12 protein-coding genes are annotated in these 12841 nt (G+C 71.7%); 5 read left to right on the forward strand and 7 right to left on the reverse strand.

The features are described from left to right. The first annotated feature begins 13 nt into the window (after positions 1–13). Positions 14–1426 (forward strand): lipase/acyltransferase domain-containing protein, encoded by a 1413-nt coding sequence (locus ABTZ59_RS16785; protein ID WP_351397257.1) that lies wholly within the window; start codon positions 14–16, stop codon positions 1424–1426. Between the two features lie 181 nt (positions 1427–1607). Here ABTZ59_RS16785 and ABTZ59_RS16790 read toward each other — a convergent pair whose 3' ends face one another. Then, a complete protein-coding gene (locus ABTZ59_RS16790; RefSeq protein WP_503002994.1) occupies positions 1608–2522 on the reverse strand; it encodes a LysR family transcriptional regulator in 915 nt (304 codons plus the stop codon). A gap of 89 nt (positions 2523–2611) precedes the next feature. Here ABTZ59_RS16790 and ABTZ59_RS16795 point away from each other — a divergent pair, with 89 nt between their 5' ends. After that, entirely contained in the window at positions 2612–3937 is a 1326-nt protein-coding gene (locus ABTZ59_RS16795) for an aspartate aminotransferase family protein (protein ID WP_351397263.1), read from the forward strand. Positions 3938–4014: 77 nt separating this feature from the next. Here the strand turns inward: ABTZ59_RS16795 and ABTZ59_RS16800 are convergent, their stop codons facing one another. Continuing rightward, positions 4015–4437 carry a Rid family hydrolase gene (locus ABTZ59_RS16800; RefSeq protein WP_351397266.1) on the reverse strand — a complete coding sequence of 141 codons (423 nt, stop codon included), beginning with the start codon at positions 4435–4437 and terminating at the stop codon, positions 4015–4017. Between the two features lie 92 nt (positions 4438–4529). On the opposite strand from ABTZ59_RS16800, the gene ABTZ59_RS16805 reads away from it, so the two are divergent. Next, positions 4530–5048 carry a MarR family winged helix-turn-helix transcriptional regulator gene (locus ABTZ59_RS16805; RefSeq protein ID WP_351397270.1) on the forward strand — a complete coding sequence of 173 codons (519 nt, stop codon included), beginning with the start codon at positions 4530–4532 and terminating at the stop codon, positions 5046–5048. Positions 5049–5182: 134 nt separating this feature from the next. Next, positions 5183–5449: a hypothetical protein gene (locus ABTZ59_RS16810; protein ID WP_351397273.1), complete on the forward strand. Its 267-nt coding sequence runs from the start codon at positions 5183–5185 to the stop codon at positions 5447–5449. Positions 5450–5592: 143 nt separating this feature from the next. Here the strand turns inward: ABTZ59_RS16810 and ABTZ59_RS16815 are convergent, their stop codons facing one another. Beyond that, a complete protein-coding gene (locus tag ABTZ59_RS16815; RefSeq protein WP_351397276.1) occupies positions 5593–6519 on the reverse strand; it encodes a hypothetical protein in 927 nt (308 codons plus the stop codon). Positions 6520–6541: 22 nt separating this feature from the next. Further along, positions 6542–6934, reverse strand: a complete 393-nt coding sequence (locus tag ABTZ59_RS16820) for a hypothetical protein (RefSeq protein ID WP_351397279.1) — start codon at positions 6932–6934, stop codon at positions 6542–6544. 81 nt (positions 6935–7015) lie between these two features. On the opposite strand from ABTZ59_RS16820, the gene ABTZ59_RS16825 reads away from it, so the two are divergent. Then, positions 7016–10882: a CHAT domain-containing protein gene (locus ABTZ59_RS16825; RefSeq protein WP_351397281.1), complete on the forward strand. Its 3867-nt coding sequence runs from the start codon at positions 7016–7018 to the stop codon at positions 10880–10882. Between the two features lie 37 nt (positions 10883–10919). On the opposite strand, the gene ABTZ59_RS16830 is transcribed toward ABTZ59_RS16825, so the two are convergent. The 3 genes from ABTZ59_RS16830 to ABTZ59_RS16840 form a co-directional block, all read right to left on the reverse strand. Beyond that, a complete protein-coding gene (locus ABTZ59_RS16830) occupies positions 10920–11639 on the reverse strand; it encodes a type 1 glutamine amidotransferase (RefSeq protein ID WP_351397284.1) in 720 nt (239 codons plus the stop codon). Next, positions 11636–12475 carry a M23 family metallopeptidase gene (locus ABTZ59_RS16835; RefSeq protein ID WP_351397287.1) on the reverse strand — a complete coding sequence of 280 codons (840 nt, stop codon included), beginning with the start codon at positions 12473–12475 and terminating at the stop codon, positions 11636–11638. The genes ABTZ59_RS16830 and ABTZ59_RS16835 overlap by 4 nt, the downstream gene beginning before the upstream one ends. 141 nt (positions 12476–12616) lie before the next feature. Beyond that, positions 12617–12835: an MbtH family protein gene (locus ABTZ59_RS16840; protein WP_351397290.1), complete on the reverse strand. Its 219-nt coding sequence runs from the start codon at positions 12833–12835 to the stop codon at positions 12617–12619. Positions 12836–12841 lie beyond the last annotated feature (6 nt).

Consider the following 12841-nt stretch of genomic DNA (forward strand, 5'->3'; position numbering starts at 1 on the left):
GAAGCACGACCTCGTGGTGTTTGTACCGGGGATCCTCGGAAGCCGGCTGACCAGGGACGGCAGGGACGTCTGGAACCAGTCCAGGCAGGCTCTGTTCCAGCTCCGACGGCCGGGACGGGCCATGGCGGGTATGGCCCTGCCGCCGGACATCGGCGACGACCGTCCCGACGAGGAGCACCGGCTGGTGGCGGAGGGGCTGCTGAAGTCCCCGGACGCCATGCCCGGGCTGCTCTCCTGTCTGGGGTACCCGGATGTCCGGGCCGCGCTCGGCGATATGGCCGAGGGCCAGTACGTGCCCTTCGCATACGACTGGCGGCTCTCCAACCGGCTGACCGCCCAGGATCTGAAGGCACACGTCGAGCGCGAGCTCGCCCGGTGGCGCGAGCGGGTCGGCCACCACTACCCGGGCCACTCCGACGAGCCGAAGGTCATTCTGGTCTGTCACTCGATGGGGGGTCTGATCGGCCGCTACTACCTGGAGTGCCTGGGCGGCAGGGAGACTGCCCGCACCCTGGTCACACTTGGCACGCCGCACCGCGGCGCCGCCAAGGCCGTCCGGTTCCTGACCGGGAACGGGGTGGGACCGCTGCCCGGTGACGGCGGACTGCGCCGGGTGGGCCTCGGCGCGACCGGCCGTGTCGTCAACGAATCGCTGCGCGAACTCGCCCTGACCCTGCCCTCCGTGGCCCAACTGCTGCCCGTGTACGACGCGGTCCGGATTCCGGGCAAGAGCCGACGGCGCTATCTGAACGATGCCCGGCACCCGGTGCCGGACCTGCCCACGGCCCTGGTCAAGGACGCTTTCGCCTTCCACGACGAGTTCCGGGACGCCCGCGAGGCCCATCGCCGCGGCGACGCGGGCGGCCGGCTGCCCTACCGCGTGCACTGCCTCGGGGGAATGGCACACCCGACGGTGCACGGCGTCGAACTGTCGCCCGACGGGCCGCGGTTCACCACGGATCTGGACGCCGGCCGTCCGTGGTCAGGTGACGGGACGGTACCGCAGGAATCCGCCTTCGCCGGCTGGGCGCTCGACTACAAGGAGGACGGGATCTGGAACGGCTACCGGCACGCCGACATGGCCGGCGGTGGTGCTGTGGGCCACCAGCTCGCCGTCATCAGGGAGGGCCGGCCGGCCGGCGACATGCTCGCGGCCGACGAGGAGTTCGGCCTTGAGATCCCCGAGTGCGCGGCGGCCGGCGAACCGTTCGAGGTCCGGGCCGTGGGATCGGGGCTCGCCGACCGGAATCTGCGGGCGGTGCTGCGCCGGGACGATGTTCCGTACGGCGATCCTGTCGCGTTCGTCCCCGACGGTGAGGCGTTCCGCGCGGAGTTGGAGGGCGGTCCGGGGACCTGGGTACTGGAAGTGGTCTCCGAGCGCCCGCGCACGGTGTGCCGGGAGGTGGTCACGCTCCTGTCGGCGTGAGGATCGTCCAGGGCAGGGTGTCCCCTGGTGAGATGCCCACCGGTGAACCGGCCGGGTGAACGGGTGGGCCTTCCGCAGGACGCTCGACGCTGTGCCACGGGAGGGCTGTGACATGGGCGGGCTGTGACATGGGCGGTGCGCGGCGAGATACGAGGGACACCTGTCGCCCGGAGTCGGTCGATCAGTCATGTCCCGGCATCGGTGGGTGCGGATTGTGCCGCAGCGCGTCCAGCACGACGCGCACCGCCGCGCGAGGTGGTGTGCTCCGGCCGCTGCGGCGGATCGCCGCCGTGATCGTGCGCGTCACGGGAGTCGCGAGTGCCCTGGTGGCGACGCGATACCGGCGGTCGACGGCCAGTCCGGGCAGCAGCGCGATCGACAGCCCGGCCTCGACATGCTGCAAGGTCATCAGGTAATTGCTGAACCGGCACACCACCCGTGGCTCGAAACTCGCTTGACGGCACAGTCGAAGGGCGAGATTCGCCATGTACGACTGGGGCATGTCGAACGCCCACGGCTCGTCGGCGTAGGCCGCGATGTCCACGGTGCCGCGGCCGGCCGCGGCATGCCCGAGCGGTGTCACCAGCAGGATCGGGTCCGTGGCCAGCGGCACGAGGTCGAGATCCGGCCCCAGGGGCAGCTCGTCGAAGTTCGTGGTCGTGATGATGATGTCCACGTCGCCACCGCGCAGCGCGGGCATACTCTCGTGCGGTTCCAGCTGGAGCAGTTCGACGGTGAGGCGTGGATACTCGCGCGCGAGGCGGGTGACCGCCGGCACGGACATGGTGTGGATCGCGCTCTGGAACGCCCCCATCCTCACCAGCCCGGCCGGTTCTTCGCCAAGCCCGCGCAGCTCGGCCTCGACGGCGTCCATGTGATCGAGTATCGCCCGCGCCCGTCGCGCCAGGATCAGCCCGGCCGGGGTCAGCCGTACCCGCCGCCCCGTTCTTTCCAGGAGCTGGGTGCGCGTCTCGGCCTCCAACAGCGCGAGTTGCTGGGAGACATTCGACGGGCTCAGGTTGGCGGCTTTGGCGACCGCCCGAATGGTGCCCAGCGTGTCCAGTCGGCTCAGCAGCCGTAGCCTCCACGGGTTCATCACGCCCCCATTGTTGTGCGGTTCCACCGAACAGGAAAGCCGGAATCGCGAGATGGACGTGTCGCTCGGCGCGACTTACCGTCAGAGGCATGGCTGCTTCGACCGCTCCGCCGTCCGCCGAATCCTTCTGGTCCGATGCCGAAAGGCACCTCGTGCGCTACGGCGGCGAGTTCACCCGTGAGATCATCGACCGCGCCGCCGGAAGTTTCGTGTTCACCGCGGACGGCCGGAAGATCCTCGACTTCACCTCAGGCCAGATGAGCGCGCTCCTCGGCCACTCGCACCCGGCGATCGTCGCGACCGTCCAGCGACAGGTGGCGACCCTTGACCATCTCTACAGCGGCATGCTCAGCCGCCCGGTGGTCGACCTCGCCCGGCGGCTGGCCGACACGCTGCCCGCGCCACTGGAGAAGGCGCTGCTGCTGACCACCGGCGCCGAATCGAATGAAGCCGCGATCCGGATGGCCAAGCTCGTCACCGGCAAACACGAGATCGTCTCGTTCGCGCGGTCCTGGCACGGCATGACACAGGCCGCCGCGTCCGCCACCTACAGCACGGGGCGCAAGGGCTACGGCCCGGCCGCCCCCGGCAACTTCGCCATCCCCGTGCCGAACGCGTACCGGCCCGACTTCACCACGGCCGACGGCTCGCTGGACTGGAATCGTCAGCTCGACTTCGCGTTCGACCTGATCGACGCCCAGTCGACCGGCAGCCTGGCCGCGTGCCTCGTCGAACCGATTCTGAGCTCGGGCGGCATCATCGAGCCGCCGATGGGGTATTTCGCGGCCCTGCGGGAGAAGTGCCGGGAACGCGACATGCTGTTGATCCTGGACGAGGCGCAGACGGGCCTCTGCCGCACCGGGACCTGGTACGCGTTCGAGCGCGACGGTGTCGTCCCCGACATCCTCACGCTGTCCAAGACACTCGGCGCCGGACTCCCCCTCGCGGCCGTGATCACCAGCGCCGAGATCGAGCAGGAGGCGCACAGGCGCGGGTTTCTGTTCTTCACCACGCATGTCGCCGATCCGCTGGTGGCCGCGGTCGGCAATACCGTCCTCGACGTGCTGCTCGCCGACAAACTCGACGAGCGCGCGCGGACGCTGGGCGCGTTCCTCCGTGACGGCCTGGCGGACATCGCCGGCCGCTACGCGGTCGTCGGCGACATCCGCGGCCGGGGCATGCTGGCCGGGCTCGAACTCGTCGTCGACCGCGAGACGAAACGGAGCTCGGACGAGCTGGGCAGCGAGGTCACCCGACGCTGCCTCGAACTCGGCCTGCACACGAACATCGTCCAGCTCCCCGGCATGGGCGGAGTCCTGCGGATCGCCCCGCCGCTGACCGCCACCGAGGACGAGCTCTCGCTCGGTCTGACGATTCTGGACGAGGCGATCGGCGGCGCCCGCACCGCACTCTGAGGACGCCGGAACTCCGGGGCGACGCACACCGCGGTGCGGCGGTGTGCTGTGCCGGTGTGCCTGTGCCGGTGCCCCGGTCAGCCGTCGTGTCGGATGATGGCGGTGACGCGGATCTCGACACGCATCTTCGGGGCACCGAGGGCCGGCACACCGGTCTCGGTCCAGATGGGCGCGCGGTCGCCCATGCGCTCGCGGAACTGGTCCACCATGACGCGGTTGTGGGCCTCTCCGATGAAGTCAGGGGCGTCGGGGATGTGGTAGGAGTTCACGGCGATGACATCACGCCACGTGGCGCCTGCCAGGTTGAGGGTCCCCTCGACATTGTCGAACGCCTGGATGATCTCGTCCTCAAGGGCCTCAGGGAAGTTCCAGTCATCGTCCCACCCGCCCTGGCCGGACGTCTCGACGCGGTCGCCGATGCGAACCGCCTGGTTGTAGTGCATGTTGGCCAACTGCGTCTCACCGTATCCGGGTGTGGCGAAGAACTCCGGCTCGCTCATGGCATCCCTCTCATCTTCACTTCAAGCGTGAAGTGAAGATACCACGATTTGACTTCACGCGTGAAGTCACGACCGTTCGATAGGGTGCCGCCATGGCCGAACCCTCGAACCCCCACCCCTCCGAGGACGCCTCCGACAGCGCGCTGTGGCTGACCGCGGACGAGAAGGAGGCATGGACCGGGCTGGTCTCGCTGGTCCTGCTGCTCCCGGGGAGGCTGGAATCGCCACTGCACCAGAAGACCGGCCTGACCCTCTTCGAGTACCTGGCCCTCAGCCACATCTCGGAGGCCCCGGAGCGCCGACTGCGGATGAGCGATCTGGCCTATCTCGCCAACGGCTCGCTCTCGCGCCTGTCCAATGTCGTCAAACGGTTCGAGCAGCGGGGCTGGGTGGAGCGTTCACCCGACCCCGACGACGGCCGGTACACCGTCGCCGCCCTCACGGACGCGGGCTACGACGTGGTGGTCGCCGCCGCGCCCACCCACGTCCGCTCCGTACGGCGGTATGTGCTCGACCCACTCCCCGCCGCCGACCAGCAGGCACTGATCCGCATCGCCTCCAAACTGCGGGACCGACCGGGCGAGTCGGCCCCACACTCGACCGGGGCCTGACTCCGCAGCCTGAGACCGTGCCGGAAAGGGCCGATCCCGGATCCCGCGGACCCGATGACCGGACCCTCGTTGAGGGCTACGGTGTTGCGCGGCAGCCGAGTTGGTCGGCGAAAGCGGACGTGGAGGGGCAACGGATGAAACGGCTACGGGGGTTCGGCGCGGCGGTGGCCGCCGGGGCGGTACTCCTGCTCGCGGGATGCGGCGTTCCGACGGACTACAGCGAGATCGTCACATTCACCGACGAGCACGGCCGCGCGTGCACCGCGGCGGTGGTCGTCGACCAGGAACAGAACGAGGGCGACGACTACGAGGTCTCCAGTCTCGACTGCGACTACGCCCCGGCGGGCCGCACTCCGGGGCCCACCAGCTACTCCCCCCTGCCGGAGCGTGACACCAAGTGATGTCGTGACCGTGCGACAGCGCGCCCGGCTCGACAGAATCGACAGAGTCGCGGCTGGGTCCGGCGGGCACCGTCGGACCCGTCGCCGACGATCGGCGGTGGGCGGAGGAGCGGGGTACGGGGTACGGGGAAGGACCCCGACCCTCACTCCGCCTTCCTGAACACCTCCGACATCCCGTCTCCCGTGTCATGGGCCAGCAGCCCCGTCGCGTCCGGGGCCAACAGGCCGACGCGGGTGGCCAGTTCTCTGCCGTGTACGTCGACGGCCGCCTCGATGAGACCCGCGAGCGCCTCCAGCCCTGTCCGGGCACGGGAACGGGCCACGGCCCCGCAGGCGACGGCGACCAGCGCGGCCGGCCACCACCAGCAGGCGAGGAGGGCATAGCCCACGCCCCAGGCGGCGAGGCGGGCCGCGGCGCTGAAGGAGTCGCGGGCCGACTGGATCTGGCGTCCGGCGGGTTCGGGGAGAATGAGCCACAGTCGCGGCCACAGGGCGGCGAGGTCCACACCGTAGGCGGCCTCGACACGGTCCGCCGTCGCCTGCATACGGTCGCCGTACCAGGTGGGGCGTGTCGGTACGCGCAGCGCGATGCGGTCGCGGGCCTCGGTTAGGGCCTGGATCCGCGCCCAGGTGCCTCTCGGGATCGTCACCGTGCCGTTCGCTCCGACGCCGGTCGGGCCGGCGTGCGCGACGGCCTGCGCCACCTTCCCGTCCCTGTCCCTCCACCGTCGCTCCCGCCATGCGGTGAGGGCACGTGAGAGCGGGTCCCGGCCGAACCGCAGCCAGTACTGTTCGATCGCCCCGCCGAGGAACTGCGCGGCGAGCGAGGCCGCGGCGGCGGTGAGCAGCACGAGCGCCACCATAATCGCGGCGGTACCGGTCCGGTCCAGGGCGGGACGGGCGGCGAGGTCGTCCAGAGTGCCGCGCAGCCGGTCGACGTCGTGCCAGTGGCGATGCCCCAGGGTGGCGCCGACGACGGTGACGGCGAGGAAGAGCGCGCCGGGCAGCACCAACAGGTTCAGCCAGCGCTCGGTGAGTTTTCCGCCGAGGGTGGCGAGGAGGGGGTTCATGAGGTCGGGAGGCCGGAGGCGGTCACTGTCCGGGGTCCAGCCGGCCCTTGCGCATGCGTGTTCCATTGACCGCGCAGTGGGGCGCGGGCAGCAGGTCGCGGGCCCGTTCGAGCCGCGTGCAACGGGCCGGTCCCGGGCACACGGCCACCTTCATGTGGGTCGCGACGCCGGGAGCGCCGACGCCGCGGGATGCGTTGAGCAGTCCGCCCGCGACCCCGGCCAGACGCAACGCGTGGTCCAGGTCGTCGTAGCAGGCCGCCAGCGCGGCGGCGTCCTCGCCCGACCGCAGCAGGTCCCGCGCGCGCTCGGCGGGCTCCTGGACCCCGGGCTGCCGCATGTCGTGCGACGAGCCGAGCAGGGAGCACAACGCCGCTGTCCGGCGGGCGGGTTCGGGGTTGTCAGGCGATACGGTCATGCTCCAAGTGTGCCGGAGAGCGGGCACCGCCGAGAGTGAGTCGCCGCACTGCCGGCAGTCGACAACAGGGGGAGCGACAAGGTGAGGGACGGGCTGGTACAGGCGATCCGTGCGCGCCTCGCACGGGCCGGGACCGCGGACGAGGGTGTGCACAGGGACGTGGTGTTCGGCCCCGCGGCCGATGCCGAACTCCGGGCCCTGCTCAGGACCGCCGACGCCAGGACCGACCTGGAGGCCAGGCTGGTGGCCGGCTGGCTCTGCGTCGCCCGCGCGGCGGCCACGCCCGGCAGGCGCGGCGCTGTCCATGGAGCCATGGCGGGAACGCTGCTCTTCCCTGTGTGGATGGCCGATCCCGGTCTCGTGCCACCGCGGTTGGCGGCCGGCTTCGAGTCCACCGCCCCCGCGGACCGCCCCGATCCGGCGAACGCCGACGGTCCCGCCGAGTGGTCGGCCGACTGTGCCGCGGCCGTGATCGCGGCCGAGGGCCGACAGCACCATCCGCCGCGCGACGCTTCCGAGAACGAACTCCGGCTGTACGAACTGGCCGTGCGGGTGGGTGCCTCGCTGCCCTCGCGTGAGCTCCTGCTCGCAACGGCGGTGGGGATGGGCGGCCTCGCCGTCCTCGCGACGCCGGAGCACGACCCCACCTACGCGACCCGGGTCGCCGATCTGACCCACGCGCTGTCCCTCGCCGGGCAGCACGGGCCGACAACCGACGACGGGCCGACGGTCCACGACTGGCAGGCCCCCGACGACTGGCCGATGGCCGACGAAGGCCCCGACGCGGCGCTCCGTCTCACCCACCGCACCCTCAAGCGCCTTCCCGCCGACTCCCCCGACCGGCTGCTCACACTCAGCGATCTGGGCGTCCGGCTCCTGGATCGATACCGGCTGTCGTACGACCCGGACGACCTGTACGAAGCGGTCGGCATCGGACGCGACGTGTTGGCCCAACTGCCCGCGCACGGCCCGCACATCGCCCAGCACCTCACCGTCCTGGGCGTCGCGCTGCTGCAACTGCGCCAGCGGGAGGGCGGCACGCCGGAGGAGTGCGACGAGGTGGTGGACCTGTTCCGCCGAGCGGCTCCCGACCATCCCCAGGGGCCGGCGGCGGCAGGGCTCAACCTGGGACTCGGGCTCGTCCTGCGCTACCAGCGCACCGGTCGGCCGCACGATCTGCGCGAGGCGGTCGGCGTACTGACCAACGCGCTGGGCGCCTCCCGGGACCCGGAGCAGCACACCGCCGTCCGCGCCGCCCTGGGCAACGCGCTGCGCGCCCGCTACGCGCTGACCGGTGATCCGGCCGATCTGGACGCGGCGATCACACAGTTGTCCGCGGTGGTCGCCGCTTCCAGGGAGCCGACGCCCCGCACCGCGACGCGGCTGCTCGCACCCGCGATGGCCCTGCACGCCCGCCACGCTCTTGATCCGGAAGGGAACAGTGCGGATCTCACGGAGGCCCTGCGACTGGTGCGGCGGGCCGAGACGCTTCTGCCGCCGGGCCACCCGGAACGGCCCGTGACTCTCGGCGATCTCGGGCTGGTGCTCAGCACCTGCTACCAACGCTCGGGAAATCCCGAGGAGTTGAACGAGGCTGTCCTGGCTCTTCGGGAGGCGGTGGCGCTCACCGCCGAAGGGCACGAGATCCTCGGCGTGCGACTGCTCAATCTCGGCATGGCCCTGGGCCTGCGCCACCAGCTGACCGAGGACGGCGAGGACCTGCGCGAGGCCCGGGAGTGCCGGCGCCTGGCCAGGGAACTGCCGGGTCTCGGCCGCGCGCACCGCGCGGCGCTGCTCGGCTCGACGGCCATCAGTCGCATCACCGGATTCGAGCGTGCCGCCGACCCGGACGCCCAACTCGACGAGGCGATCGGCCTCTTCAGGGAGGCGCTCGCCCTCACCCCGGCGGACGACCGCCTGTTGCCGCGTCGGCGCCACAATCTGGCCGTGGCCCTGATGTCCCGCTTCCTGACGGCACAACGGCTCATTGACGCGCGGGAGGCCCGCGAACTGGCCGACTCGGTGATCGCCGCGCTGCCCGCGGACTCACCCGAACTGCCCGGAGCCCTGGTGGTGGCCGCCGGCGCCCGGCTGTCGAGCCTCGGCGCCGTGTTGTCGTCGGCGGTACCCAACGAGGCGATCGCACTGCTCCGCCGGGCGGTCGAGATCACCCCGCCCGGCCACGCGAAGCGCACACAACGCCTGGCTACTCTCGGTGAGGTCCTGCGGGACCGGGGGCCGCGCCGTAGGCGCCGTCGATCCGACCTGGTCGAGGCGGCCGAGGTGTTCCGGGAAGCGGCCCTGGAGCGGCAGTGCGCCCCCTCCCAACGCATGGACGCCGCACGGGCCTGGGGCGCCGTGCGCGCGGAACTCGGTGACTGGGCCGGCGCCCTGGACGGCTACGCGATGGCGGTCGACCTGCTGCACTCCGTCGCGCCCCGCCATCTCGTCCGTGATGACCAGGAGTTCCTGCTGAGCAGGACCGTCGGGCTGGGTGCCGAGGCGGCGGCCTGCGCGGTGCGCGGCGGCAGGCCAGGGCTCGCGGTGGGGCTGCTCGAACAGGCAAGAGGCGTACTTCTCTCCCACGCCTTCGACGCCGACAGCGATCTGACCCGGCTCCGGGAGACGGCCCCGGAGCTCGCCGACCGCTTCGAAGAACTCCGGGACGCTCTGGACACGGCTACCGACAGCCGGGATCAGGGGTTCCTCGAAGAAGGGCCGGAAAGGCACCGGGGCGACGCGCCCGGCCCCGAAGCCCGCGCCGATCTGCGGCAGCGGCTGGCCGCCGAGTGGCGGGAGCTGACCCGGCGGATCCGCGCCGAGCACCCGGAACTCGGCCTGCTGCGGCCGGTAAGGGAGTGGGACGAGCGGGAACTGCGCGCGGCGGCCACGGGGGGCCCGGTGGTGCTGGTCAACGTCTCCTCGTACGGCGGCGACGCACTGATCGTCACCGAGCACGCCATCGACGCCGTACCGCTCCCCCAACTGGCCCCAGGGACGACAGCGGCCCGCCGACAAGCTCTCCAGGACGCGCTGTTACGCATCGAGACGCCCGGCACCTCGCGCGCGCGGTCCCTGCGCGCACAACGAGTCGTCCGCGACACGCTCGCCTGGCTGTGGCAGGCGGCCACCGGACCGGTCCTCGATCATCTGGGCGTCCCGGCCGTCCCCGCCGGACCATTGCCCCGTGTGTGGTGGTCGCCGGGCGGCGTCCTGGGCAACCTGCCGCTGCACGCCGCGACCCCCCAGGACGGCGCGCCCGGGGCGTTGGGCCGGGTCGTCTCCTCGTACACGCCGACGCTGCGGGCGCTGCGACACGCCAGGCAGCGCGTCGCCCGTCCGGCAGGGACCGGCGCGCTCGTCGTCGCCGTCGGCGAGGCCGCCGGTCTCGCACCACTGCCCGCCGCGCGCCGCGAGGCCGAACGGCTCGCCCGGCTGCTGCCCGGCTCCGAGGTGCTGACGGGCGCGTCCGCCACCCACTCCGCGGTGGTCTCGGCCCTGCCCCGGCACGCGTACGCGCACTTCGTCTGCCACGCCCGGGGGGATCTGGAGCGCCCGTCCGGCAGCCGGCTCGTCCTGCACGATCACGCCGAACGGCCACTGACCGTCCGCGACCTCGCCCGGCTGCGGTTGCCATCGGTACGGCTCGCCTATCTCTCCGCCTGTGACACCCTGCGCACCAGCCCCGAGCTCGCCGACGAGTCCGTCCACATCGTCAGCGCCCTCCAGATCGCGGGCTTCCCTCATGTCGTCGGCTCGCTGTGGCATGTCGACGACACGATCGGAGCCGGTGTCGCCCAGAACGTGTACGAGGCCCTGAGCACGGGCGACGGCGCGCTGGACGTCGGCCGCACAGCCGAGGCCCTGCACTCCACGGTGTGCGCGCTGCGGGACACGTATCCCCGGACCCCCAGCTTGTGGGCCTGCCAGGTCCACGCCGGACCCTAAGGGCTGTCCCGTGATCCCCGGCGGCGGGCGGACGGCGCTACTGTGCGGCGCGCCCTCGGTGCACGACCTCGGCGAAACGACGGGTGAATCCCTCCCAGGCCGCGGACGACGCCGGTTCGTCGGCCACCGCCCGTTCATAGACCGTGTCCGGGTCGAAGCCCCGCGATGTCAGCCATTCCCGGTCCCAGCGACGGACGTCCGCCGCCACCGCCTCGGGGTGGAACTGCACGCCCCAGGCCCGCTCGCCCAGGCGGAATCCCTGATACCGGCACCGCTCGCTGTCCGCCAGCCAGACCGCACCCGCCGGGAGTTCGGTCACGGCGTCCACATGGCGCTCCATGGCGGGCACCACGGGAGACAGCCCGCCGAAGAGAGGGTCCTCGCGCGCCTCGGCACGCAGCCGGATCGGCGTACTCCCGCACTCCGGCTCGCCCGAGCGGCCACGCACCGTGCCGCCCGCGACATGAGCGAGCAACTGGCCGCCCAGACAGATGCCCAGCATCGGATTGCCCTGCTCCAGCGCCTGTCCGGCAAGACGCCGGGCCGCGGGGAGCCAGGGCGCACGCGCGTCCTCGTCCGGGAGGAATCCGCCGCCGAGCACGATCAGCGCCCGGCGTCCGAGCGTTTCGGGCAGCGGCTCGCCGGTGTACGCGTGGACCGTCTCCAGGCTCAGTCCTGCCTCCCGCAGCCAGCGGCCGACGCGGCCGGGACCGCCGTTCGGCGTGTTCTGCACCACGAGCACACTCCGCCTCGTCATTGCCCACACCCGACCGGCTCACCGGACCAGAAATGGGTGGCGTCCTCCGGCACACCGCGCCGTTCGGCCCCGTCGTCGTCGCGGTACTCCCACTCGAAGGGCACGCCGCGCGCGGTGGCCACATCGGGGCCGTCCATCAGCTGGAAGTGCAGATGAGGTTCGGACGAGTTCCCGGAGTTTCCGCACTCGGCGAGGTGCTGCCCCGCCGTGACGCGGTCGCCCACCGTCACGCGGAGGGAGTCGCGCCGCAGATGGGCGAGGACCGCGTACACGTCGTCGCCGATGTCGAGCACGAGGTAATTGCCCAACAAGTGGCGTGGCCAGCCCGCGTCGCGCAGGAAGCCCTCCAGGCCGAGGAAGGCGAGGCCGGGAAGCGACATCCGGCTCAGATGGTCCCGCTGCCGACTCGCGGCCGCGACGACCACTCCATCGGCGGGAGCGAGAAGGGGCCTCCCGAAGGAGGGATAGGACCGCGGACGTTGGCCGACCGGCCAGACCCAGTGGAAGGGCGGGGTGCGCGGCGCGTCCGCGGCGTCCTGCGGCGGCTCGTACTTCAGGTCGATGGCGTAGGTCTGGGCGTGGCTGTGCGTATGGCTGGGGATCTTGGTCGCGGGGCCGTTGAGCGCTGTCCAGCGCCCGGTGACGGGCGGCCGGACCAGCACGGGCCGCCGGTCCCCGACCGGACGCTGGGTCCGTACCAGGGCCCAGCGCAGAAGGATCGCGACCGCGATCAGGGCGACACCCACGTACCACAACGGCCCGATGCCGCGGACGTTCACCACAATGCACAACGTCCCGGCGCCGAACAGCAGGCCATGGCGCTTCCACAACAACACCGGTGGACACATCCCTCGTACCTTCCCGGAGGCGGGGCCGCCTCCGGCCGACGGACGATCCGTCAGTTACGGGCCGAAACCGGCCCCACCGTCAGCAATACCATCCGATGTCCCGGTGTTGCCACCACGGGCCACCACGTATCAGACCGAGGTGTCCGATATCTCCCGCAAGCTGCGGGGACGCATGTCTGTCCAGTGCTCGTTGACGTAGTCGATGGCGGTCTCACGGTCCACGTCGCTCAGCGCGGCCGTCCAGCCCGCGGGGGCCGGGGCGAAGGCCGGCCACAGGGAGTGCTGGCCCTCGTCGTTGACCAGGACGTGGAAGACGCCGTCGGCGTCGTCGAAGGGGTTGGTGCTCATGGAGGT

The organism is Streptomyces sp. NPDC094034, from assembly GCF_040303865.1.
Lineage (GTDB): Bacteria > Actinomycetota > Actinomycetes > Streptomycetales > Streptomycetaceae > Streptomyces.

What these genes read in the sequence shown, in the direction of transcription:
- ABTZ59_RS16815 (WP_351397276.1), bottom strand. Translation starts at nt 6,519, where the DNA reads ATGAACCCCCTCCTCGCCACCCTCGGCGGAAAACTCACCGAGCGCTGG.
- ABTZ59_RS16830 (WP_351397284.1), bottom strand. Translation starts at nt 11,639, where the DNA reads ATGACGAGGCGGAGTGTGCTCGTGGTGCAGAACACGCCGAACGGCGGT.
- ABTZ59_RS16820 (WP_351397279.1), bottom strand. Translation starts at nt 6,934, where the DNA reads ATGACCGTATCGCCTGACAACCCCGAACCCGCCCGCCGGACAGCGGCG.
- ABTZ59_RS16810 (WP_351397273.1), top strand. Translation starts at nt 5,183, where the DNA reads ATGAAACGGCTACGGGGGTTCGGCGCGGCGGTGGCCGCCGGGGCGGTA.
- ABTZ59_RS16790 (WP_503002994.1), bottom strand. Translation starts at nt 2,522, where the DNA reads ATGAACCCGTGGAGGCTACGGCTGCTGAGCCGACTGGACACGCTGGGC.
- ABTZ59_RS16805 (WP_351397270.1), top strand. Translation starts at nt 4,530, where the DNA reads ATGGCCGAACCCTCGAACCCCCACCCCTCCGAGGACGCCTCCGACAGC.
- ABTZ59_RS16800 (WP_351397266.1), bottom strand. Translation starts at nt 4,437, where the DNA reads ATGAGCGAGCCGGAGTTCTTCGCCACACCCGGATACGGTGAGACGCAG.
- ABTZ59_RS16795 (WP_351397263.1), top strand. Translation starts at nt 2,612, where the DNA reads ATGGCTGCTTCGACCGCTCCGCCGTCCGCCGAATCCTTCTGGTCCGAT.
- ABTZ59_RS16840 (WP_351397290.1), bottom strand. Translation starts at nt 12,835, where the DNA reads ATGAGCACCAACCCCTTCGACGACGCCGACGGCGTCTTCCACGTCCTG.